Consider the following 24,484-nt stretch of genomic DNA (forward strand, 5'->3'; position numbering starts at 1 on the left):
CTGTGAGCGAGACACTTGTCGCCTCCCGGGCCCCCGTGACGGACGTGTCCGTCACGGGGGCCTCGGGGGCCCGTCAGTTCTGGCGGCGGCTGCGTGCGCAGCGCGCCGCCCTCGTCGCGGCGGCCGTCGTCGCGCTGCTCGTCCTGATCGCGCTCGCCGCCCCACTGCTCACGGCGATCGAGGGCCAGGACCCCGCCACCTATCACCCCTCGCTGGTGGACTCCGCGCGCGGCGGTGTCCCCGTCGGCGCGCTCGGCGGCATCGGCGCCGACCACTGGCTCGGCGTCGAACCCCAGACCGGCCGCGACCTGTTCGCGCGCCTCGTCTACGGCGCCAGGGTCTCCCTCGGCGTCGCGCTCGCCGCGACCGTGGTGCAGGTCCTCATCGCCGTCGTCGTCGGCGTCTCGGCGGCCCTCGGGAACCGATGGGTCGATCAAGTGCTGAGCCGGATCACCGAGATCATCGTCGCGCTGCCGCTGATGATCATGTCGTTGGCGCTGCTGGCCGTCGTGCCCGGCAGCTTCCCGCGACCCGTCCTGGTCGCCCTCGTCATCGGGCTGATCGCCTGGGGCACGCTCGCGAAGATCGTGCGCGCGCAGACGCTCACCCTCAAGCAGCTCGACTACGTCGCCGCCGCCCGGCTCAGCGGCTGGGGCACCTGGCGGATCGCCCGCCGCGATCTGCTGCCGGGCCTCGCCGCCCCGCTCATCACCTACTCCGCGCTCCTCGTTCCGGCGAACATCGGCGTCGAGGCCGCCCTGTCCTTCCTCGGCGTCGGCGTGAAACCGCCGACTCCGTCCTGGGGACAGATGCTGACCTCCGCCGACGTCTGGTACCAGGCGGCGCCCCAGTACCTGCTGCTGCCCGCGGGCGCGCTCTTCGTCACCGTCCTCGCCCTGACCGTCCTCGGCGACGGCGTACGCACGGCCCTCGACCCCCGCGCGGCCTCCCGCCTGCGCGTCGGCACGGGCCGCAAGGGAGAGGCCAGGGCCGACACGAACGGGACCACGCGCGGCGACGCGACCGTGCCCCGACAGAACGCACCCGGCACGGAGGTACCCGCGGCTGGCGCGTCCGGCACGGAGCTGCCCGCTTCCGGCGCGCCCGGCACGGACGTGCCCGTGGCCGGTGCGTCCGGCGCGGATCTGCCCCGGTCCGACGCCCCCGGCGCGGATCCGTCCCGGTCCGGTGTGTCCGGCGACGGCACGAAGGAGGCCACGGCATGAACGGTTTCACCGGGTTCGTCCTGCGCCGGACCCTCGCCACCGTGGTCACCCTCCTCGCCATCTCGGTGATCGTCTACGTCGTCTTCTACGCCACACCGGGCAACGTCGCCCAGATCACCTGCGGCCCGCGCTGCTCGCCACTCCAAGTGCACCAGGTCGCCCAGCAGTTGCACCTCGGTGACCCGCTGTACGTGCGCTACTGGCACTTCCTCGAAGGCCTCCTCGCCGGACAGGACTACTCGACCGGCACCTCGGTCCAGCACTGCCCGGCGCCCTGCCTCGGGCTGTCGTACCGGACGGACCAGCAGGTCACCCGGCTGATCCTGACGAAACTGCCGGTGAGCCTGTCGCTGGTGTTCGGCGCCATGGTCGTATGGCTCGTGCTCGGTGTCGGCACCGGCGTGCTCTCCGCCTGGCGGCGCGGCCGGCTCAGCGAGCGGGTGCTGACCGGCCTCACGCTCGCCGGCACGGCGACGCCCGTCTTCGTCATCGGCCTGATCCTGATGATCGTCGTCTGCGGCCAGCTCGAACTGCTGCCCTTCCCGCAGTACGTGAACTTCTCCGACGACCCCGAACAGTGGGCCTGGAACCTGGTGCTCCCCTGGCTCTCGCTCGCCCTCGTCGAGGCCGCCGCGTTCGCCCGGCTGACCAGGGCCTCGATGCTGGAGACGCTGGCCGAGGACCACATCCGGACCTTCCGCGCGTACGGCGTGGGGGAGCGGTCGATCATCGGGCGGCACGCCGTCCGGGGAGCGCTCGCCTCGATCATCGCGCTGAACGCCAACACCTTCGGGTCGGCGGTCGGCGGCGCGGTGCTCACCGAGACGCTCTTCGGACTGCCCGGCATCGGCCAGGAACTGGTGCACGCGGTGAACGTCGTCGACCTTCCCGTGGTCGTCGGCATGGTCCTGGTCATCGGCTTCTTCGTGGTCATCGCCAACGCCGTCGCGGACGTGCTCTACGCGGTGGCCGACCGACGGGTGGTGCTGGCATGAGCGACTCTTCCCCGACCCTGTCCACGGTCGATCGGGCGGGGGCGGACTCCGCTCCCCGCCCCTCCGCGGACTCCGCCTCCGCCGCCCCGCTGGTCGAAGTGCGCGACCTCGTCGTCGACTTCGGGGGGCTGCGCGCCGTCGACGGGATCTCCTTCCGGCTGGAGAAGGGCGCCGCTCTCGGCCTGGTCGGCGAGTCCGGCTCGGGCAAGTCCACCGTGGCCTCGGCCCTGCTGGCGCTGCACCGGGGCACCGGAGCGCGCGTCGACGGCACGGTCCGCGTGGCCGGCGTCGACGTCCGGCGGGCGTCCGACGACGAACTGCGCGGACTGCGCGGCGGGAAGGCCGCCATGGTCTTCCAGGACCCGCTGTCCTCCCTCGACCCGTACTACGCGGTCGGCGACCAGATCGCCGAGGTGTACCGGGTGCACGCCAAGGCGTCCCGGCGGGCGGCACGCGCGCGTGCGGTGCGGGTGCTGGACCGGGTCGGCATCCCCGACGCGGCCCGCCGGTCCCGCTCGCGCCCGCACGAGTTCAGCGGCGGTATGCGCCAGCGCGCCCTCATCGCCATGGCGCTGGCCTGCGAACCCGAGCTCCTGATCGCCGACGAGCCCACCACGGCGCTCGACGTGACCGTCCAGGCGCAGATCCTCGACCTCCTGCACACCCTGCGCCACGAGACCGGCACGGGACTCCTGCTGGTCACCCATGACGTCGGGGTCGCGGCCGAGAGCGTCGACGACATCCTGGTCATGCGGCACGGACGCGCGGTCGAGCACGGACCGGTGCGTGACGTCCTCGGCGCGCCCCGGGAGCCGTACACCCGCGAACTCCTCGGCGCCGTCCCGCGCGTGGACACACCTCGGGCCGCCGCCGCCGCCGTCGTCCGGCCGGAGGACACCGGTGGACCCGACGACGCCACCGGGCCGGGCGACGTCGTCCTCGAAGCGGCCGGGCTCCGGCGGGAGTTCGGGCGCGGGAAGCGGCGGTTCGCCGCCGTCGACGACGTGTCGCTGAGCGTCCGCCGGGGCGAGACCCTCGGCATCGTCGGTGAGAGCGGCAGCGGCAAGACGACCCTGGGACGGATGCTGGTCGGGCTCCTGGAACCCACCGCCGGGGTGGTCCGTCACGAGGGGCGCGAACAGTCCGGCGTCCGCCCCTCGGTGCAGATGGTCTTCCAGGACCCGGTGTCGTCCCTCAACCCCCGGCGCAGTGTGGGCGAGTCCATCGCCGACCCGCTGCGGGCGCGCGGGGACCGGGACGAGGGGCGCGTCCGGGGGCGCGTACGGGAACTGCTGGAGCGTGTGGGGCTCGACGGGTCGCACTACGACCGCTACCCGCACGAGTTCAGCGGCGGACAGCGTCAGCGTGTGGGCATCGCACGGGCACTGGCCGCGGAACCGCACGTCATCGTGTGCGACGAACCGGTCTCCGCGCTCGACGTCACCACACAGGCCCAGGTGGTCGCCCTACTCGGTGAGCTGCAACGGGAGCTCGGGCTCGCGCTGGTGTTCGTGGCGCACGACCTCGCGGTCGTACGCCAGGTCAGCGACCATGTGGCGGTGATGAGGCGCGGCCGGATCGTCGAGCACGGTCCCGCCGACGAGGTCTACGAGAGCCCCCGCGACCCGTACACCCGGCAACTGCTGGCCGCCGTACCGGCGCTCGACCCGGAGATCGCGGCACGGCGCCGCGCGGAGCGCGAGGAGCTGTCCCCGGCGTGATGCGCGCGCCGGGGATCCGCCGGAACGTGCCCGCGTAAACGCGTAGCGCTACGAAACGCGACCTGCGCGGGAAAGTTACGACCGTTCACCCCTTTTGGTGGTGCGATGGACAACCGTCCGTCGCACCACCGCCTTGTCCGCATACCTTCGTCCCGCTGCGAGCCGCCGAGTCAACGACGGCTCCTCATACGGGAGATCGGGGGTGTGCTCGTGCGCATCGGACTGCTTACGGAGGGTGGCTATCCGTATGTGAGCGGTGACGCCGGACTCTGGTGCGACCGGCTCGTGCGCGGGCTGGGGCAGCACGAGTTCGACCTCTACGCGCTCAGCCGCACCGAGCGCCAGGAGGACCTGGGCTGGGTCCGGCTGCCTCCCCAGGTCGGCCGCGTCCGCACGGCACCGCTGTGGACGGCGCACGACGACGGTGTGGTGTACGGGCGCCGGGCCCGGCGCCGGTTCGCCGAGACGTACGGCGAGCTGGTGGCGGCGGTGTGCGGGGGACCCCGAGCCGCGAGCCCCGAAGCCCCCGGGGACCCGGCGGATCACGCCGACACCGAGGCGGACCGTTTCGCCAACGCCCTGTACGGACTGGCCGAACTCGCCCGGGACGAGGGCGGACTGGCCGGCGCCCTGCGCTCCGAGAGCGCGGTGCGTGTCCTCGAACTCGCCTGTCGCGCACCCGGCGCACTCCGGACGGCCCGCACCGCGCGCGTCCCCGACCTGCTCACCGTCGCCGCGCACATCGAGCGCACGCTGCGCCCCCTCTCGCTGGACTGGTACGAGGACGACGCGCTCGGCTCGGCGGACCTCTGCCACGCCACGGCCGGCGGGGCGGCGGCACTGCCCGGCCTCCTCGCCCGGCACTTCCTCGGCGTCCCGCTGCTGGCCACCGAGTACGGCGTGCACCTGCGGGCGCACTACCTGGCCGCCGCGACCCTCGAAGAGGGCCCCGTGGTCCGGGCGCTGCTCGCCGCGTTCCACGGCCGGCTGGCCACCGAGGTCTACCGCGCGGCCGCCCTCATCACGCCCGGCAACGCGCATGCCCGCCGCTGGCAGGAGCGCTGCGGTGCCGACCGCGCCAAACTGCGCACCGTCCACCCCGGCATGGAGGCCGCGCGCTTCGCGGACGTCGGGGAGGGCGTGCGGGGCAGCCGGTCCGCGGACCCCGGCACGCTGGTCTGGGTCGGCCGCGTCGAACCGGCCAAGGACCTGATCTCCCTGCTCCACTCCTTCGCCGAGATCCGCAAGGCCGAGCCGGGAACCCGGCTGCGGATCGTCGGCGCCCCCGCCGAGGACCCGGACGCCGTCACCTATCTGACCCACTGCAAGGCGCTGGCCGCGCAGCTCTTCCCCGACGAGGCGGAGGGCGTGCACGCCGTCGGCGACAACCCCGTCTCCTTCGAGGAGATCGGCGGCCCCGAGATCCCGAGCCTCGCGGAGGCCTACGCCTGCGGCGCCGTGGTCGTCCTGTCCAGCGTCGTCGAGGGCTTCCCGGTGAGCCTCGTCGAGGCCATGCTCTGCGGCCGGTCCACCGTCTCCACGGACGTGGGCGCGGTCGTCGAGGTCATCGGCGGTACGGGACTGGTGGTTCCGCCGCACAATCCCCGGGCGCTCGCGGAGGCGTGCGTCGCACTGCTGCGCGACCCCGAGCGCCGTGAGCGGCTCGGCGCGGCCGCACGCGCACGGGCCCTCGAACTCTTCACCGTCGAGCAGAACGTCGCGGCATTTCACGGCATTTACCTGGAGATCGTCTCGCACTCCCCGGTACGCCGCCTCGTCGTGGACGACGAGGGGGAGCCGCTGCCCTTCGGTGTCCCCGCCGAGGCCCATGTGCCCGGCTGCTGGACCGAGACCCGCTTCACGACCGAACGCCGGCCGCGCTGGGCGGAGGGGGCACCGGTCCGAGCCACCGTTCCTCCTCCGGTACCCGTCTCCGTCGGGGAGGGCGCGTGACCATCGACCATGCGGGACGCGGCACCGCCGCCCCCCTCCGCGACGGCGATTCCGCCCGTGACGGCCTGCCCGGCACGCAGGGGCCCGCCGGGCGCCGCGGCGCGGTGGACCCCGTGAAGGCACTCATGCACCGGCACCGCGAGCTGTGCGAGCGCGCGGTGGACCCGCTGGAGATCGCGGCGGGTCTGGAGGCGCACGGGGTCACCGACCGGACCGCCGCACGTCTGCGGCACCGGGACGTCTTCTCACTCGCCGAGGAGATGTACGCCCGCGCGGCCCGCGACGGGGAAGCGGCCCCCCGCACCGACGCACCCGACCCCTCCGGCCCGCGCGCCTCCTGGGCGGCGCTCGCCCTGGTGCCGGGCGCCCTCGCCGCGGCCGTCGTCGTCGGGCTGCGGCTCACCGAGGGACAACCACGCCTGGCCGTCGCCGCGTTCGGCGCCCTGGCCATCGCCTCGGGTCCGCACCTCGCCTTCCGGCGCGGCCCCCTGAGCACCCCGCACCGCACGACGGGCCCCGCACGCGTGTGGACCTGCTGGCTCGTCGCGTACGCCCTCCTCGGCGACGGACTGCTGAGCGCCGCCCGGGACGGCGGCCCGCACGGACGCTGGCCCCTGGCCACCGCACCCGTGCTGGCCCTCTGCCTGGCCTGCGTCCCGGCGGTCTGGTGCGCCCACCTCTTCGCCGCCCGCGCCCGCCGCCGACTCGGCGCGAGCCGCGGCCTGGAGGAGTTCGCCGCCTCCGTACGCCCCCTGCTCCTCGGGGCGCTCGCCCTGTTCATGTCCGCGCTGTGCGGGCTGCTCGTCCTTTGCGGGACGGCACTGGACGAGCCTCCCGCCGTCGCCGGGGCCGGCGCCCTCGGCGCACTGCTCCTCCTCGCGCGGCTGCTCACGGCACGCGGCTTCTCCCACGTCCCGGGCCGCGCGCTCGCCGCCGCGGGCGCGGTGGAGGCCACCGCCCTCACCACGGTCTTCGCCGCGCGGCTGCCCGGCTGCTCGTTCCTGGCCGCCCCCGTCGACGGCCTGGTCGACGCGGCGGGCGCCGGGACCGTGCCGGCCCTGGCCTGCGGGGCGGGCGCCCTCGTCCTCCTCGTCCAGGCGATGCGCACGCTCACCCGCGCCTCGGCCCACGCCCAGCCCTCCCCGCCGCCGTGAGCCCTCCCCGGATCCGGACAGCCTGGCGGCTTCCCGATCCGGGCCCCCTACTCCCGCGGGGCCGACACCGCGGGCCCTCTCCCCGACCTACGGCATCACCTTGAAGGAGACAGCCAGATGATCACCTCCCGAACCGGAGAATCCGCCCCGGGAGCTGCCCGATGAGGGTCCTGCTGATCGGAGCCAATGGCTACCTCGGCCGATTCGTCGCCGACAGACTGCTCGCCGACCCGGCCGTACAGCTCACCGCGCTGGGCCGGGGCGACGACGCCGACGTACGGTTCGACCTCGCCTCGGGCAGCCCCGGCGCACTCACCCGCTTCCTGGACGCGGTGCATCCCGGAGTCGTCATCAACTGCGCGGGCGCCACCCGCGGCGGCGCCCGCGAACTGACCCGGCACAACACCGTCGCCGTCGCCACCGTCTGCGAGGCCCTGCGCCGCAGTGGCTGCGGCGCCCGGCTCGTCCAGATCGGCTGCGGAGCCGAGTACGGGCCCAGCCAGCCCGGCTCCTCCACCGCGGAGGACGCCGTCCCGCGCCCCGGCGGCCCGTACGGAGTGAGCAAACTCGCCGCCACGGAACTCGTCCTCGGCTCCGGCCTGGACGCCGTGGTGCTCCGCGTCTTCTCCCCCGCGGGACCCGGCACGCCCGCCGGATCCCCGCTCGGCCGGCTCGCCGAAGCCCTGCGCCGCGCCATGCAGGCCAACGACGGCGAACTCAAGCTCGGCGGCCTCGGTGTCCAGCGCGACTTCATCGACGTCCGCGATGTGGCCCGCGCCGTCCACGCCGCCTCCCTGTCCGCCGCGCAGGGCGTGATCAACATCGGCTCGGGCCGCGCCGTGCGTCTCCGCGACGCCGCCGCCGTCCTCGCGCGCGTCGCCGGCTACAGCGGCAGCCTGCACGAACTCGACGGCCCGCCCGGCCCGTCCATGAGGCCGTCCATCGGCCACCCCCGACCCGAACCCGACCACGTGGCCCCGGTGTCGTACCCCTACCCGGACGGCTGCGGGAGCTGGCAGCAGGCCGACGTGCGCACCGCGCGCGACCGGCTCGGCTGGCGGCCCCGGATCAACCTCGAGGAATCCCTGGCCGACATCTGGATGGAGGCGGCATGTCGTATCTGACCAGGACCGCGACCGGCAGCGCGAGCACCGGCCTCGGACTCGGCTTCGGCGTCCCCGGCTATGCGCACCCCCTTGTCGCTCCCCTGGAATGGGACGAACTCACCCGCCCCGGCACCCCCTTGCACTGGGTCGCCCTGAACGTGGACGAAGGCCCCGGCGAGCGGCCCGACCCACGCTGTCTGGAGGCCACGGGACGGCTGCGCAACGCGGGGGTCCGGGTACTGGGACTCCTCGACGCCGCCCATGGAGTACGCCCCTTCGGCGAACTGATCGCCGACGCGCGCCGCCATCTCGACTGGTACCAGGCCGACGGATTCATCCTCGACCGCTGCCCCACCGAACGCGCCGCGCTGCCCGACACCCGCCGGACGGCCGACGAACTGCGCCGGCTGAGGGACGGCGCCCACATCGTGTTCGGCCATGGCACCCACCCGCACCCGGGCTATGCCGAGAGCGCCGACCAACTCGTCACCTTCTCGGGCCCCTGGACCGACTACCGCTGGTCGCAGGTCGCCGAGTGGACCGCCGACTATCCCCCCGAGCGCTTCTGCCACTTCGTGCACGGCGTGCCGCGCGGCCATCTGGAGGAGGCACTGCGCATCGCCCGCTGGCAGGGCGCTTCGACGATCTACTTCACCGACCGCTCCGATCACGGCGGAACGGCCGACCCCTGGGAGGCGATGCCCGGCTACTGGGACGAAATCGTCTCGCGGATCGGAACGGGTGTCTCGGAATGAAGAAGGGCGTGGCAGTGTTACGGGGAGAACAACCGTAGTGATAGACCGACCAACGGAGTCCCCGTGTCGCTGCCACCCCTGGTCGAGCCAGCCTCTGAGCTCACCGTAGACGAGGTCCGCAGGTACTCCCGCCACCTGATCATCCCCGATGTGGGCATGGACGGGCAGAAGCGGCTGAAGAACGCCAAGGTGCTCTGTGTGGGCGCCGGCGGCCTCGGATCGCCGGCGCTGATGTACCTGGCCGCGGCGGGCGTCGGCACGCTCGGCATCGTGGAGTTCGACGAGGTCGACGAGTCGAACCTGCAGCGCCAGATCATCCACAGCCAGGCGGACATCGGCCGTTCCAAGGCCGCGTCCGCGCGCGATTCCGTACTGGGCATCAACCCGTACGTGAACGTCGTCCTTCACGAAGAGCGGCTCGAGGCCGAGAACGTGATGGACATCTTCAGCCAGTACGACCTGATCGTCGACGGCACCGACAACTTCGCGACCCGGTACCTCGTCAACGACGCCTGCGTGCTGCTGAACAAGCCGTACGTGTGGGGCTCGATCTACCGCTTCGACGGCCAGGCCTCCGTCTTCTGGTCCGAGCACGGCCCCTGCTACCGCTGCCTCTACCCGGAGCCCCCGCCGCCGGGCATGGTCCCCTCCTGCGCCGAGGGCGGCGTCCTCGGTGTGCTGTGCGCGTCGATCGGCTCCATCCAGGTCAACGAGGCGATCAAGCTCCTCGCCGGCATCGGTGAGCCGCTCGTCGGCCGCCTGATGATCTACGACGCCCTGGAGATGCAGTACCGCCAGGTCAAGGTCCGCAAGGACCCGAACTGCGCGGTCTGCAGCGAGAACCCCACCGTCACCGAGCTCATCGACTACGAGGCCTTCTGCGGCGTCGTGTCCGAGGAGGCCCAGGAGGCGGCCGCCGGCTCGACGATCACTCCCAAGCAGCTCAAGGAGTGGATCGACGACGGCGAGAACATCGAGATCATCGACGTCCGCGAGGTCAACGAGTACGAGATCGTCTCGATCCCCGGCGCCAAGCTGATCCCGAAGAACGAGTTCCTCATGGGCACCGCCCTGGCGACCCTGCCGCAGGACAAGAAGATCGTCCTGCACTGCAAGACGGGTGTCCGCAGTGCGGAGGTCCTCGCCGTCCTGAAGTCCGCCGGTTTCTCCGACGCGGTGCACGTCGGCGGCGGTGTGATCGGCTGGGTCAACCAGATCGAGCCCGACAAGCCGGTGTACTGACCGGCCGACCGGCCCGCTCTTTCGGCGGCGGGGGTCTCGCGGACCGGGTGTCCGTGAAACCCCCGCCGTCGTCATGAACAGACCTTGCCGTCCTTCGGCACCGTTCCGTCCAGCAGATAGCCGTTCACGGTCGAGTCGACACAGTCGCTCCCGCTCCCGTAGGCGCCATGGCCCTCGCCCTTCCAGGTGAGCTCCACCCCCACGCCCTTGCCTAGCTCGTCCGCCATCCTGCGCGCGCCCTCGTACGGCGTCGCGGGGTCCCCGGTGTTGCCGACGATCAGCACGGGCGCGGCTCCCGGCGCACTGACCTCGGGACTGTCGTACTGACCGGCCACCGGCCAGTCGTGACACCAGCCCGCCGTGTCCCAGCCCATGAAGTCCCCGAAGACGGGCGAGATCCTCTCGAACTCGGGAAGCCGCTTCTTCGTCTCCTCGGGAGTCGGCCGCTCCTTGTCGTCCAAGCACGATATGACCCGCTGGGAATGGGTCGTCGTGCCGTAGTGCCCCGAGGCGTCACGGTCGTTGTAGTCGTCGGCGAGCGCCAGCAGGGCCGAACCGTCCCCGCCCTCCGCGTCCTTCAGGGCCTTCGTCAGACGCGGCCAGCCCGCCTCGCTGTAGAGCGGCAGCACGATGCCGGTGAGAGCCGACGTCTGGCCGAGCTCGCGCCCGCCGGACGTGGGAAGGGGGTTCGCGTCGATCCGCTTCAGCAGGTCCGCGATCTTCCGGGAGCCCTGCTTCGGGTCCTGCCCGGTGGACTTGAGGTAGTCGTCCAGGGCCCGCTGGAAGCCCAGCGTCTGGTTCTTGGCGTGGCCCACGGTGTCGGCGCTCGGGTCGACGACCGCGTCCAGCACCAGGCGTCCCACGTTCTTCGGGAACAAGTGGGCATACACACCGCCCAGTTCGGTCCCGTACGAGATGCCGAAATAGTGCATCCGGCGGTCGCCCAGGACCTGGCGCATCAGGTCCATGTCGCGGGCCGTGTCCGTCGTCGAGACATGGGACAGCAGCCTTCCCGCGGCCTTCGCGCAGCCCTTCCCGAAGTCCTGCGCGTCCTTGAGATAGGCCGCTTCCTCGGCCGCGTCGTCCGGTGTCGCGTCCACCGACTCGGCGGCCTGGATCGCCTTGTCCCCGCGGCACCGCACCCCTTCGCTGGCGGCCACCCCGCGCGGGTCCCAGCTCACCAGGTCGTAGCGATCGTGCAGCGGGCCGACGGCGGTCTCGTACCACGGCATCGTGGAGACGCCCGAGCCGCCGGGGCCGCCGAAGTTGAACAGGAGCGAGCCGATGCGCTTGCTCCGACCGCCGGTCGCCTTGGAGCGGATGAGCGCCAGGCCGATCGTCTCGCCGCCCGGCTTCGCGTAGTCCAACGGCGCCTTGAGCGTCGCGCACTGCCAGCCGCTCCCGGGTGCGGGGGAGTCCGAAGTGCCTTTGCAGCGGCCCCAGTCGAGCTTCTGCGAGACGAGCGAGGAGGGCAGCCCCGGCGACCCGCCGGAGGGCGGTGCGGTGGTCGGCGCCTTGTCGCCGTTCTTCCCCTCCGCCTTGCCGTCGGCCGACGAACCCCCGCCGCAGCCGGCCAGCAGCAACATGGCCGCGGCCGCGGCCGTCCACCGTGCGAAACGTGTCATGAGTGTCCCCCTCGCCTGTGGTCCGCACGAGTTCGCGGATCACATGCAGGCCATAGTAGGCGGCGCCCACCATTCGCCGTCGAGGCCTGTGGATAACGCTCTGACCTGCTGTTTTCTAGGAACAGACGGTGCCGGCCCGTGGCACGGTGCCCTGCAGCAGATAGCCGTTCACCGCGCCCTGCACGCACTTGTTCTTGCTGTCGTACGCCCCGTGCCCCTGGCCCTTGTACGTCAGCTCCACCCCGACGCCCTTGCCGAGCGCGTTCACCATCGCCCGAGCGCCCTCGTACGGCGTCGCGGGGTCGCCGGTGTTGCCGACCACGAGGATCGGTGCCGCGCCGGGGGCGCTCACGTCCGGGTGCTCGGCGGCTCCCGGCACGGCCCAGTCGGTGCAACTCACCATGCCCCAGGCGAGATAGTCGCCGAACAGCGGCGAGGCGGCCCGGAACTCCGGAACCTTCGAGTTCACATAGTCAGCGGTGTAACGCGGCTTGTCGTCGGCGCAGTTGATGGAGATGTTCGCCGGGGTGATGTTGCTGTACTGGCCGTTCTCGCTGCGTCCGTTCATCGAGTCCGACAGCAGCATCAGCACCTTGCCGTCGCCGTCGTATGCCTGCTGAAGCCCCTCCGTCAGGTACTCCCAGAAGTCCTTGGAGTACAGCGACTGCGCGATGCCGCTGGTCGCGGCGGTCTGGGTGAGCCGGCGCGGGAAGACACCGGGAATCGGCTTGGTGTCGAGGTCCTTCAGCAGCCGGGCGATACGGTCCTTGACGTCCTGCGGGGTGTCGCCGATGGGGCAGTCCTCGACCTTCGAGGTGCAGTCCTTCGCGAAGTTGTCGAGCGCGAGCTGGAAGCCCCTGGCCTGGCCGAGGGAGCTCTGCTCCACGTTCTGGGTCGGGTCGACGACCCCGTCGAAGACGGCTCGGCCCACGTTCTTGGGGAACAAGTGGGCGTAGACGCCGCCCAGCTCGGTGCCGTACGAGATGCCGAAGTAGTGCAGCTTGTCGTCGCCGAGCGCCTGGCGCATCAGATCCATGTCGCGTGCGGCGTCCGTCGTGCGCACGTGGGGGAGGACCTTCCCGGAGTTCTTCTCGCACGCCGCGTTGAACGACTTCGTGTTCCGCAGGAGCGCCTGCTGCTCGGCGGTGTCCTCCGGAGTGGCGTCCTGCTGGAAGAACTTGTCGAGCTGCTGGTCGTTCTCGCACTTCACGCCCGCGCTGCGGCCGACGCCGCGCGGGTCGAAGCTCACCAGGTCGTAGCGGGTGCGCAGGGCGGCGTAGTCCTCTCCGAAGGCGGGCAGAGTGGCGACGCCCGAGCCGCCGGGTCCGCCGAAGTTGAAGACGAGCGAGCCGATGCGCTTGCCGGGGTCACCGCTCGCCTTCGCCCGGATCAGCGCGATCCCGATCGTGTCGCCCTTGGGGTCGGACCAGTCGAGGGGCACCTTCAAGGTGGCGCACTGCCACTCCGCGCCGCCCGGCAGGGGCGAGGGGGCGGTGCCGCCGCCCTGGGCCTCGGAGGGTGCCGGGCACGCCTTCCAGTCCAGCTTCTGCGCCGTCAGGTCCTCGTCCTTGGAGTCGTCGCCGCAGCCGGACACCCACGAGGTCAGCAGGACGACGGCGACGGCCGCGACGACGGCGCGCGACGGGGACGGGTTCGGCATGCTCCCCATCCTGCGTGCGGGCGCAGCGGGGCGCTCGGGGCACGAGCCGTGCGGGTGAGGCCACGGCCGAGCGCCCGCGGTCGGGCCGGTCGGGCGATCAGAGGCTGGGCCGGGCCGCCCTTCGAGCGACGACGCGAATTGTCAGACAGGCACTAGAGCGCGCCCTTGCGGGTCAGGTGGTTGAAGAACAGCCAGCCGGGCAGCACCGGGATCCACAGGGTCAGCAGCCGGTACAGGAGCACCGCGGGCGCCGCGACCTCCTTGGGGAGGCCGACGGCGATCAGGCCGACGGTGAGGGTCGCCTCGACCGCGCCGACACCGCCCGGAGTCGGCGCCGCCGAGCCCAGCGCGTTACCGGCGAGGAAGACCACGGCGACACTGGCGAGGCTGAGCGTGGTCGTCTCCTCGTGGCCGAACGCGCGGATCGACGCGTCCAGGCACATCACGAAGCAGGCCGTCAGCAGCAGCATGCCGCCGATGCCGGTGACGAGCTTCTGCGGCCGCTGCAGCACGTCCAGCATGCGCGGTACGACACCCGCGAACAGCGACCTCACGCGTGTGGAGACGAACTTGCGCAGCAGCGGAACCGACGTCACCACGAGGATGAACACCGCGACCGTCAGCAGGCCGGCGATGACCGTGCGGGACGGCGACAGGGACGGCGTCTTCTCCGTACCGGTCAGATAGCCGAAGGACAGCAGCATCAGGATGTGGCAGCCGAGCCCGAAGAGCTGCGACGCGCCGACACTCGCCACCGCGAGCCCCGGCCGTACCCCGGCACGCTGGAGGAAGCGTGTGTTGAGGGCGACGCCGCCGACCGCGGCGGGCGCCACGATCTTCACGAACGAGCCGGCGACCTGGGCCGCCGCGGTCCGCAGGAACGGCACCCGCTCCGGCACGAAGCCGAGGAGGCTCATCGCCGCCGCGAAGTAGCTGAGGGCGGAGAACAGCGCGGCAGCCGCGACCCAGCCCCATTCGGCGTTGTCGAACAGGGTCCCGAACTCGATGTGCGTGAGCTGCGTGAGCAGGAAGTACGCGCCGATCGCCCCGGCGAAGACACTGATCAGCGTGCGGGGCTTGACCCGCTCCAGCCGGGCCGGCTCCACGGGCGCCTGGGGTCTGATCAGCAGTACCTGATGGCGGATCTGGGTGAGCAGATCCTCCTCGCGCGCCTCGTCCAGGGCTTCGTCGATCGCTCGCTTCTCGGCGCGCTGCTCGGCGCGTACGGCCTTCTTCCCGGCCTTCTCCGGCACGGGCGGGGCCGCTTCTCCGCCCTCCTCGGCCGCTTCCGCGGCGCGGGCGAGTTTGGCCTGCCGCGAGGCCTCCAGGACCGCCTCGCGTTCGCGCTGCGCGCGCTCGCGGCCGAGTCTGCGCAGCGTCGCGCGCGTTGAGCGCGTCAGAGCGATCGGCTGGAGCATGGGCAGGCAGTCCGCGACGGCGTCCGGGCCGAGTACGCCCACCGCCGACGCGACCGCGCGCTCGGCGCCCACGCGCAGCGCGAGGGTGGTCACGAGCTGGGCGATGTCCATGCGCAGCACCAGATCGCCGGCCGCGATCTCGCCGCCGCGCAGGTCCGTGAGGATCACGGTGCCGGAACGATCCACCAGAATCGCGTCGCCGGCGAGGCGGCGGTGCGCGATGCGCCGTGACTGCAGTGCCTGCACCTGGTGCCAGGTGTCGCGCAGCAGCTCGTCGGTGATCAGTTCGTCGGGCAGGGAGTCCAGGGTGTGCGCGCCGGTGTGCTCGTAGACGAGCATCACGGCGTCCGGGCCCAGCTCGGAGGTCGCGATCAGCTTGGGCGCGTTGGCGCCGGCCGCGATGGCCGCGTAGGCGAGGAGGGCTTCCTGCTCCAGGGCCTGGCGCAGTGACTGGAGGCTGCGGCGCGTGGTGATGCCGCGCAGCGTCAGCCGGCGCCAGACGCGGTAGAAGAAGCCCTGGGCCTGCTGTTCGCGGTCGACGACCGTGACGTCGAGCGGCGGGCCGTCCTCCAGGGTGACGAAGTAGCGCCTGCCGCGGTCGCCGCTCTCCGTGGTCTCCGGCATCTCCTCGCGGGCCGCGCTGACCGGGTGGAAGCCGACGTGCCGTAGGCCCGCCATCAGCGTCCGTCCGGTCGGCCGCACGTTCGGGGAACCGACCGCGTACAGCGTTCCGTAGGCGACGGTCCAGCCGATCAGCACCGTGAGGATGATCGAGAACGGGGTCGTGTAGCCGGTGACCAGCATGGAGAAGGCGTCGAGGAGCAGTACGACCCAGAGCACCCCGCGCCAGCGGGGTCTGCGGGACATGCCGACGGCCGTCATGTAGGCGATGACCGGTGCGAGATAGCCGTGCACCGGGTCGGTGAGGGCGTGGATGTCACCTGGAGAGGGCTGGGTGAGCGCCTCCTGGATGGAGTGCGGGGCGCCCTTGGCGACCCACAGGTCCGTGGCGAGTGTCACTCCGTGGGCGAGGACCGCGGCGAGGACGCCGTCAGCGATGCGCAGCCCGTCCCGTTTGATCAGCCGCTCGATGGCGAAGGCGACCGGCACGAGCAGGATCGCGATGCTGGACGCCAGCCCCGCGATCTTGATCAGCAGATCGGGTGCCTGTCCGGTGCCCTTGTTGATGTCCTGTTCGAGGCCGGAGGTGGTGCCGTGCGCGAACGCGGCGATGGCGAGCAGCACCACGATCGCGAGAACGCCGACCAGCAGCCGCATCAGGTCCGAGGGGCGGTGCACGCGCGCGGGAAGCAGCGGTTCGTCGCCCTCCACCTCGTCGGCGTGGACCTCGTCCGCGCAGTCGGTGCCGCGCTCCGCCTGCCGCTGCTCGTCCCCGGTGTTCTCGGGTGAGGCCGCTCCGGCCTCGGGAGTCGGCTCCGTGGCCTTCTCGTCGACGCCGTCGCGCTCAGGGCGTGACGAGGCGGCGGAGGTGCCCTCCGCGTCTTCGGGGTGCACGCCCTGCTGCCTCATGGTCTCTTCTTGATCTCGTATCACCAGTCACCGCCCGCACGATGGTGGCATGCCCGACCGACACACGGGGGCATCAGGGTGCAAATGCGGGGCGCGCAATCTGCTACAAGCGTCACTCGGCGGGAAGGAATATGCACAGTCGCCGCCGGGTCACGTTGTCGGTGGGGTGGGGCAGGATGGGGCGGATGAGCGAGGAGAGCCTTCCGGCGGACGCGCTGCCGGAGTACGCGGAGCGGGTCCTCGACGTCGCCGAGCTGATCCCGCCCGGCCGCGTCATGACGTACGGCGACATCGCCGAATGGCTGGAGGAGGGTGGGCCGCGCCAGGTGGGCCGGGTGCTGGCCCTGTACGGCGGAGCGGTTCCGTGGTGGCGCGTGATGCGCGCCGACGGTGTGCTGCTGCCCGGCCACGAACTGGACGCGCTGGCCCACTACCGCGCCGAGGGGACGCCCCTGAAGGAGGCGAGCCGGGCCTCCGCGGGGCATCTGCCACGCGTCGACATGAGACGGGCCCGGTGGGACGGCGGCGAACGCGCGGAAGGTCACACCTGACAGCTTCGGGCATGCACGGGGCCGAAGGGGACACTGAGGCCCGTACGAGGGAAACGAGGCACATCCGTGACATGCCGTACGTTCGTAGGGCAGGGGACGCAGCAGGGGACGCACGGGACGCGTGGGGCGTGAGGGAAGAATCGGAAGCCCCCCTTCCGCGAACGGCACCGGCGTAGCGTCGTCGGCACGTGTCCCTCCCACCCCGCGGTCACCGCCCTCCACGCGGCAGTCCGCCCACCCGTACGACCACCAGGACCGGCGAACCACGTGAGCTCCACTTCCTCCACCAGGCGCCTGACGCACCCCTCTGTGCGCCAGGGGGGCCGCGGTGCGTACCGGCTGGTGCGTACCGCCCCGGCCCGGGTGGATCCTCCTCGTCTTGACGCGGGACAGCGCGCGGTGGTTGACCACGGGAGCGGACCGCTCCTCGTCCTCGCCGGTCCCGGTACGGGCAAGACGACCACGCTCGTCGAATCCGTGGCCGCCCGGATCGAACGCGGCGGCGACCCGGAACGGATCCTGGTGCTCACGTTCAGCCGCAAGGCGGCCGTCGAGCTCCGTGACCGCATGGCGCTGCGCATAGGAGCCGCCCGCGCGCCCCGAGCCACCACTTTCCACTCCTTCTGCTACGCCCTGATCCGGGCCCATCAGGACAGCGACCTGTTCGTGGAACCCCTGCGGCTGCTGTCCGGCCCCGAGCAGGACGTGGCCGTGCGCGAGCTGCTCGCGGGCCAGCCCGACCTGGAGCGGCTGGGCCTCGCCCATGTGCGCTGGCCGGACGAACTGCGCGCCTGCCTGACCACGCGCGGCTTCGCGGACGAGGTCCGCGCGGTCCTCGCCCGCAGCCGGGAACTCGGTCTCGGCCCCGACGCCCTGGAAGCCTTCGCGCGGCGCATCGGCCGCCCGGACTGGGGCGCCGCGGCCGCCTTCCTCGCCGAGTACCTCGACGTCCTCGACATGCAGGGAGTCCTCGATTACGCGGAACTGGTCCACCGCGCGGTACTGCTCGTCCGCCGCCCCGAGGTCGCCGAGCGGCTCGCGGCGCAGTACGACGCCGTCTACGTGGACGAGTACCAGGACACCGACCCCGCCCAGGTGCGGTTGCTGCGCGGCCTCGCGGGCGGCGGACGCACCCTCGTCGCCTTCGGCGACCCCGATCAGTCGATCTACGCCTTCCGCGGCGCCGACGTGAACGGCATCCTCGACTTCCCCGAGGCCTTCCCGCGCGTGGACGGCCGCCCGGCTCCGGTCGAGGTCCTCGGAACCTCTCGCCGCTCGGGCGCCGGCCTGCTGGAGGCCACGCGCCGGCTCACCCGGCGCATGCCGCTGACCCGGCTGCCCGCGCAGAAGGTGCGGGCCCACCGCGAGCTGTCCGCGGTGCGGGACGGGGGGCAGGTCGAGGTCTACACGTACCCGACGGCCGGCACCGAACTCGACAACATCGCGGACATCCTGCGCCGCGCCCACTTGGAGGACGGCGTCCCGTGGGGGGAGATGGCCGTCCTCGTGCGTGCCGGTTCCCGCACGATCCCCACGATCCGGCGGGCGCTCACCTCCGCGGGCGTGCCCCTCGACATCGACGGCGACGATCTGCCCCTGCGGCACGAACCCGCGGTCGCGCCCCTGCTGACGGCACTGCGGGCGGTGGCCCGCGCGGAGTCGGAGACGAGTACGGACGGATCGTCCGGCGCGGATGCGGCGCGCGGTGCGGACGGGTCGTCCGGTGCGGATGGGGTGTCCAGTGCGGATGCGTCGTCCGGTGCGGACACGTCGACCGATGAGGGTGTGGCGCAGGAGACGGAGGGGACGCCCGGTGCGGACGGAGTGTCCGCCGGCGTCGCCGAGCCGGGGGAGGACGCGGCCGGTGTCCGCGTCGCGTCCTGGCTCGACACCGAGACCGCGCTCACGCTCCTCGCCTCGCCGCTCGCGAGCATGGACGCCGCCGACCTGCGGCGCCTGGGGCGTGCCCTCCGCGAGGAGGAGCGGGCCGGCGGAAACCTCGTACCGCCGCCGTCCGACGTCCTGCTGGCCCGCGCGCTGGCCGAGCCCGAGCGGCTCGTCGCGCACGATCCCGCGTACGCCCGGGGGGCCCAGCGCCTCGGCGCGCTGCTGCGCAGGGCCCGTGAGCGTCTCGCCGGCGGCGGAACGGCCGAGGAGGCCCTCTGGGACCTGTGGGACGGCACACCCTGGCCGCAGCGCCTGGAGCGGGCCGCCCGGCGCGGCGGCGCTGCCGGACGCAACGCCGACCGGGACCTCGACGCCGTGTGCGCGCTGTTCGCGACCGCCGAACGCGCGGAGGAGCGCACCGGCGGCCGTGGCGCCCTGAACTTCCTGGAGGAGATCGACGCCGAGGACATCGCGGCCGACACGCTCACCCGCAGGGCCGTCCGCCCCGATGCCGTACGCCTGATGACCGCGCACCGCTCCAAGGGCCTGGAGTGGCGCCTCGTCGTCGTCGCGGGAGTCCAGGAAGGCCTGTGGCCGGATCTGCGCCGGCGCGGCTCCCTGCTGGAGGCCGACCGCATCGGGCGGGACGGACTCGCCGAACCCCTCACCCCCGGGGCACTCCTCTCCGAGGAACGCCGGCTGTTCTACGTCGCCGCCACGCGCGCGCGTGAACGGCTCGTCGTGACGGCGGTGAAGGCACCGGCCGACGACGGCGACCAGCCCTCCCGCTTCCTGACCGAACTCGGCGTCGAACCCAAGGACGTGACCGGCCGCCCGCGCCGCCCGCTGGCCGTGGCCTCGCTGGTCGCCGAGCTGCGCGCCACCACGGTCGACCCGCGTGTCTCGGAGAACCTCCGGCAGGCCGCGGCCCGCCGCCTCGCCCGGCTCGCCGCGCTCGCCGACGAGGACGGCCGCCCGCTGGTGCCCTCCGCGCACCCCTACCGCTGGTGGGGCATGTACGAGCCGACGGAGAGCAAGGTGCCGCTGCGCGACCGCGACCAGCCCGTCGTGCTCTCCGGCAGCGCGCTCGACCAGCTCGCCAACACCTGTGCCCTGCAGTGGTTCCTCGGGCGGGAAGTGAAGGCCGACGCGCCCGCGACGGCCGCCCAGGGCTTCGGCAACGTGGTGCACGTCCTCGCCGACGAGGTCGCGTCCGGACGCACCCCCGCGGACCTCGACGTGCTCATGGAGCGCCTCGACTCCGTGTGGAACGCGCTCGCCTTCGACGCGCCCTGGAAGTCCGCGCAGGAGAAGGAGCACGCGCGCGTGGCGCTCGAACGCTTCCTGAAGTGGCATGTCATGGACCGCACCGGCCGTACACCGGTGGCCAGCGAGCACGACTTCGACGTGACGCTCGAAGCGGGCTCCTACGAAGTACGCATCCGCGGCTCCATGGACCGCGTCGAGGCCGACACCGAGGGCCGCGCCTACGTGGTCGACTTCAAGACCGGCAAGCAGGCGCCGACCGCCGCCGAGGTGACCCACCACCCGCAGCTCGCCGTCTACCAGCTCGCCGTCGGCGAGGGCGCGGTCGACGACGTCTTCGACGGTGTACGCCCCGAAGCGGGCGGCGCCGAACTCGTCCAGCTCCGCCAGGGGGCCGCCAAGAAGAACGGCGGCGAGACCCTCCCCAAGGTGCAGGCGCAGGAGCCGCTGGAGGGCGAGTGGGTCGGCGACCTGCTGGCGAACGCCGCCGGCAAGGTCCTCGACGAACGGTTCTCGCCGACGACCGGACAGCACTGCACCCACTGCTCGTTCCGGGCGTCCTGCAGCGCCCGGCCGGAGGGCCGCCAGGTCGTCGAGTGAGCGGTGCCCGGAGCCGGAGGGCCGTCAGCCCGTCGACCGAGCGGTGTCCGGACCGGCACCGGGCCCGCCGCCGTTCCGAGTGGTACCAGGGACACGGCGTCAGCGAGTGACGTATTGCACCACATGTGCTGACCTGCGGTTCTTTCGCCCCTGGCGTCGATGTGGCCCCCGCTGTCAGTGGACGCAGCTAGCCTCTGCGACATGCCCGCCCGTATCACCGACCCCGAACAGCTCAAGGAGCTCCTCGGTATTCCGTTCACCCCGGAACAGACGGCCTGCATCACCGCGGAGCCGGCCCCCCAGGTGATCGTGGCCGGAGCCGGTTCGGGCAAGACCACGGTGATGGCGGCCCGTGTGGTGTGGCTGGTCGGCACCGGGCAGGTGGCCCCCGAGCAGGTTCTCGGCCTGACGTTCACCAACAAGGCGGCGGGCGAGCTCGCCGAGCGGGTCCGCAAGGCGCTCGTCAAGGCGGGAGTCACCGACCCGGACGTCATCGACCCCGACAACCCGCCGGGCGAGCCGGTCATCTCCACGTACCACGCCTTCGCGGGCCGGCTGCTGACCGACCACGGCCTGCGCATCGGGCTCGAACCGACCTCCCGGCTCCTGGCCGACGCCACCCGCTACCAGCTCGCCGCGCGCGTGCTGCGCGAGGCGCCGGGCCCGTACCCGGCGCTGACCCGTTCCTTCCCGGACCTGGTCGGCGACCTCCTGACCCTCGACTCCGAGCTCGCCGAACACCTCGTGGCGGCCGACGACCTGCGCGCCCACGACGCCGAGCTGCTGCGCACCCTGGAGGGCGCGCGACTCACGAACGCGGATCTGCGCAAGGTCCCCGAGAGTGCCGCGGCCCGCCGTGAACTTGCCGAGCTGGTGGGCCGCTACCGCGCGGCGAAACGAGAGCGCGACCTCCTCGACTTCGGTGATCAGATCGCCCTCTCGGCCACCCTGGCCCGCACCCGCCCCGAGGTCGGGGAGATCCTGCGGGACGAGTTCCGCGTCGTCCTGCTGGACGAGTACCAGGACACGTCGGTGGCCCAGCGCGTCCTGCTCGCCGGACTGTTCGGCGGCGGCACCGGACACCCCGTGACGGCGGTCGGCGACCCCTGCCAGGCGATCTACGGCTGGCGCGGCGCCTCCGTCGCCAACCTCGACGACTTCCCCGACCACTTCGCCCGCCCCGACGGCCGCCCGGCCACCCGCCAGTCGCTCAGTGAGAACCGCCGCAGCGGCGGCCGCCTCCTCGACCTCGCCAACGGCCTCGCCGAGCCGCTGCGCGCCATGCACGCGGGCGTGGAGGCCCTGCGGCCCGCCCCGGGAGCCGAGCGGGACGGCCTCGTGCGCTGCGCGCTGCTGCCCACCCACGCCGAGGAGATCGGCTGGCTCGCCGACTCGATCGCCCATCTCGTGCGCACCGGGAAGGCGCCCGCCGAGATCGCCGTCCTGTGCCGCACCGCCACCGACTTCGCCGAGATCCAGGGCGCGCTCGTCGCCCGTGACATCCCCGTCGAGGTGGTGGGCCTCTCCGGTCTGCTGCACCTTCCCGAGGTGGCCGACCTCGTGGCCGTCTGCGAAGTCCTCCAGGACCCGGGGGCGAACGCCTCCCTCGTCCGGCTGCTCACCGGTCCGCGCTGGCGGATCGGCCCGCGCGACCTCGCCCTCCTCGGGCGCCGCGCCCGCCTGCTCGTGTCCCACGCGCGCGTGGGGGCCGACGACGATCCGGACCGCAGGCTCGCGGCGGCGGTCGAGGGGGTCGACCCGGCCGAGGTGATATCGCTCGCCGACGCCCTCGACACGTTCCTGGAGACGCCGATCGGGGCCGCCGGGGACGACGACGGGCTGCCCTTCTCGCCGGACGCCCGTGTGCGCTTCGCACGGCTCGCCGCCGAACTCCGCGACCTGCGCCGCTCGCTGGCCGACCCGCTCATGGACGTCCTGCACCGGGTGCTCGCCGTCACCGGTCTGGAGGTCGAGCTCTCCGCGTCCCCGCACGCCCTGGCGGCCCGTCGTCGCGAGACCCTGTCCAACTTCCTGGACATCGCGGCGTCCTTCGCGTCCGGCGACGGCGAGGCGAGCCTGCTGGCCTTCCTCGGCTTCCTGCGCACCGCCGCGCAGTACGAGAAAGGTCTCGACAACGCGCTGCCCGGCGGCGAGAACACCGTCAAGGTGCTCACCGCGCACAAGTCCAAGGGCCTGGAGTGGGACGTGGTGGCCGTCCCCGGCCTCGTCGAGGGCACCTTCCCCAGCGGCCAGGGCCGTGAGAAGTGGACCGCCCAGGGCAAGGTCCTGCCCCACCGGCTGCGCGGCGACGCCGACACGCTGCCCGACGTCGACACCTGGGACGCCAAGGGCATCAAGGCCTTCCACGAGGCCATGAAGGCCCACCAGCACACCGAGGAACTGCGCCTCGGCTATGTCACGTTCACCCGGCCCCGTTCGCTCCTGCTCGGCTCGGGCCACTGGTGGGGGCCATCCCAGAAGCGGACGCGCGGCCCCTCGGACTTCCTGAACGCCCTCTACGACCACTGCGTCGCCGGACACGGCGAGATCGAGGTATGGGCGGCCGAACCGGCCGAGGGCGAGGAGAACCCGGCCCTGCGCGAGGCGGCCGCCGACCACGCCTGGCCGCTCCCGCTCGACGACGCGGCCCTCGCCCGCCGTCGCACGGCGGCGGAGACCGTACTCGCCCACCTGGAGCGGGTCGCGTCCCAAGACCAGACCCACCCGGGCGCCGACGCGCACCCGCGCACGGCCGCCCACGACCCCGGCTCGTACGACGACCCGGAATGGCCGCCCCCGCCCGAGGACGACATCCCGCCCTACGACGAGTACGACGAACACGACGAGGGCGTCCTGCCCGAGGACCCGTTCTCCGAGGACGCGGCGGACGCGGCGGACGCGGCGGACGACTGGGACTCCTGGACGACGCGGCGCCCCGGAGACCGTCCGGCCGCCTCCGGGAGCGGACGTCCGACGGTGCCGCACCAGGCCCAGGGCCCCGCCGCCCGCCCGCACCCCCGGGAGGCCGGGAGCGAGCGCCTCACGCCCGAGGAGGCCCGCACCCTCGCGTCCTGGGACCGCGACCTGGACGCGCTCACCGGAGAGCTCCTGCGCGCCCGCGCGACCGTCACCCAGGTCCCCCTGCCGGCCTCGCTCACCGCCTCGCAGCTCGTGCGTCTGGCCGCCGACCCGGACGGCTTCGCACAGGAGCTCGCCCGCCCCATGCCGCGCCCCCCGCAGCCCGCCGCGCGCCGGGGCACGCGCTTCCACGCCTGGATGGAGTCCCGCTTCGAGGAACTGCGGCTTCCGATGCTCGACCCCGAGGACCTGCCCGGCAGCGAGGCGGAGATCGCCGACGAGCACGACCTGGAAGCCCTGAAGGACGCCTTCGAACGCAGTCCCTACGCGCACCGCACCCCGTACCGCGTGGAGGTGCCCTTCCAGCTCGGGATCGCCGGCCGGGTCGTCCGCGGCCGGATCGACGCCGTCTACAGGAACGGCGAGGGCGAGGAGACGACGTACGAGATCGTCGACTGGAAGACCGGCCACGGCCGCACGGCCGACCCGCTCCAGCTCGCCCTGTACCGCCTGGGCTGGGCCGAGCGACAGGGAGTGCCCCTGGAATCCGTCACGGCCACGTTCCTGTACGTCCGCGACGGCGAGGTCGTACGACCGGAGGGACTCCCGGACCGTGCCGCGCTGGAGCGGCTGCTCGGCGAGGACCCGGCGCGCGCCCGGGACGAGGTCCCCGGGGAACCGCCGGACGAACACGCCTCCGTGGGCGGATAGGCTCAG

The 24,484-nt window shown here is 72.8% G+C and carries 14 protein-coding genes; 11 read left to right on the forward strand and 3 right to left on the reverse strand.

Going from position 1 to position 24,484, the window contains the following annotated elements:
• Window positions 1-2: 2 nt before the first annotated feature.
• From ACIQ7M_RS16420 to moeZ, 8 genes are all read left to right on the forward strand, one after another.
• Window positions 3-1,226, forward strand: coding sequence for an ABC transporter permease subunit (locus tag ACIQ7M_RS16420; RefSeq protein ID WP_403644324.1), 1,224 nt, complete (start codon window positions 3-5; stop codon window positions 1,224-1,226).
• On the forward strand, window positions 1,223-2,221 hold the full coding sequence (locus tag ACIQ7M_RS16425; protein WP_386987563.1) for an ABC transporter permease: 999 nt from the start codon (window positions 1,223-1,225) through the stop codon (window positions 2,219-2,221). The genes ACIQ7M_RS16420 and ACIQ7M_RS16425 overlap by 4 nt, the downstream gene beginning before the upstream one ends.
• Complete coding sequence (locus ACIQ7M_RS16430; RefSeq protein WP_403644328.1) at window positions 2,218-3,942, forward strand: dipeptide ABC transporter ATP-binding protein; 1,725 nt, start codon at window positions 2,218-2,220, stop codon at window positions 3,940-3,942. The genes ACIQ7M_RS16425 and ACIQ7M_RS16430 overlap by 4 nt, the downstream gene beginning before the upstream one ends.
• Window positions 3,943-4,152: 210 nt before the next feature.
• Window positions 4,153-5,895, forward strand: coding sequence for a DUF3492 domain-containing protein (locus ACIQ7M_RS16435; RefSeq protein WP_403644331.1), 1,743 nt, complete (start codon window positions 4,153-4,155; stop codon window positions 5,893-5,895).
• Window positions 5,892-7,049, forward strand: a complete 1,158-nt coding sequence (locus ACIQ7M_RS16440) for a hypothetical protein (RefSeq protein ID WP_403644334.1) — start codon at window positions 5,892-5,894, stop codon at window positions 7,047-7,049. Before ACIQ7M_RS16435 ends, ACIQ7M_RS16440 begins: the two co-directional genes overlap by 4 nt.
• A 161-nt stretch (window positions 7,050-7,210) precedes the next feature.
• Window positions 7,211-8,173, forward strand: coding sequence for an NAD-dependent epimerase/dehydratase (locus ACIQ7M_RS16445; RefSeq protein WP_355763835.1), 963 nt, complete (start codon window positions 7,211-7,213; stop codon window positions 8,171-8,173).
• The gene (locus ACIQ7M_RS16450; RefSeq protein WP_355763838.1) at window positions 8,161-8,910 is read left to right on the forward strand and encodes a spherulation-specific family 4 protein; all 750 of its coding nucleotides are present in this window, start codon (window positions 8,161-8,163) and stop codon (window positions 8,908-8,910) included. Before ACIQ7M_RS16445 ends, ACIQ7M_RS16450 begins: the two co-directional genes overlap by 13 nt.
• Window positions 8,911-8,973: 63 nt before the next feature.
• Window positions 8,974-10,152, forward strand: a complete 1,179-nt coding sequence (moeZ, locus tag ACIQ7M_RS16455; RefSeq protein WP_355763841.1) for an adenylyltransferase/sulfurtransferase MoeZ — start codon at window positions 8,974-8,976, stop codon at window positions 10,150-10,152.
• A gap of 71 nt (window positions 10,153-10,223) precedes the next feature.
• On the opposite strand, the gene ACIQ7M_RS16460 is transcribed toward moeZ, so the two are convergent.
• The 3 genes from ACIQ7M_RS16460 to ACIQ7M_RS16470 form a co-directional block, all read right to left on the reverse strand.
• Complete coding sequence (locus ACIQ7M_RS16460) at window positions 10,224-11,777, reverse strand: alpha/beta hydrolase (RefSeq protein ID WP_403644339.1); 1,554 nt, start codon at window positions 11,775-11,777, stop codon at window positions 10,224-10,226.
• A gap of 115 nt (window positions 11,778-11,892) precedes the next feature.
• Window positions 11,893-13,437, reverse strand: a complete 1,545-nt coding sequence (locus ACIQ7M_RS16465; RefSeq protein ID WP_389846094.1) for an alpha/beta hydrolase — start codon at window positions 13,435-13,437, stop codon at window positions 11,893-11,895.
• A 152-nt stretch (window positions 13,438-13,589) separates the two neighbouring features.
• Window positions 13,590-16,385, reverse strand: a complete 2,796-nt coding sequence (locus ACIQ7M_RS16470) for a lysylphosphatidylglycerol synthase domain-containing protein (RefSeq protein WP_403644342.1) — start codon at window positions 16,383-16,385, stop codon at window positions 13,590-13,592.
• Window positions 16,386-16,570: 185 nt separating this feature from the next.
• Between ACIQ7M_RS16470 and ACIQ7M_RS16475 the strand changes: the two genes are divergently transcribed.
• The 3 genes from ACIQ7M_RS16475 to ACIQ7M_RS16485 all read left to right on the forward strand — a co-directional run bounded on the left by ACIQ7M_RS16475 (window position 16,571) and on the right by ACIQ7M_RS16485 (window position 24,478).
• A complete protein-coding gene (locus ACIQ7M_RS16475) occupies window positions 16,571-16,936 on the forward strand; it encodes an MGMT family protein (protein WP_162683959.1) in 366 nt (121 codons plus the stop codon).
• A gap of 267 nt (window positions 16,937-17,203) precedes the next feature.
• Window positions 17,204-20,689 (forward strand): ATP-dependent helicase, encoded by a 3,486-nt coding sequence (locus ACIQ7M_RS16480; protein WP_403644346.1) that lies wholly within the window; start codon window positions 17,204-17,206, stop codon window positions 20,687-20,689.
• A 201-nt stretch (window positions 20,690-20,890) separates the two neighbouring features.
• Entirely contained in the window at window positions 20,891-24,478 is a 3,588-nt protein-coding gene (locus ACIQ7M_RS16485; RefSeq protein WP_403644349.1) for a UvrD-helicase domain-containing protein, read from the forward strand.
• Window positions 24,479-24,484: the final 6 nt, after the last annotated feature.

This window comes from Streptomyces sp. NPDC096324, assembly GCF_044763015.1.
Taxonomy (GTDB): Bacteria; Actinomycetota; Actinomycetes; order Streptomycetales; family Streptomycetaceae; genus Streptomyces.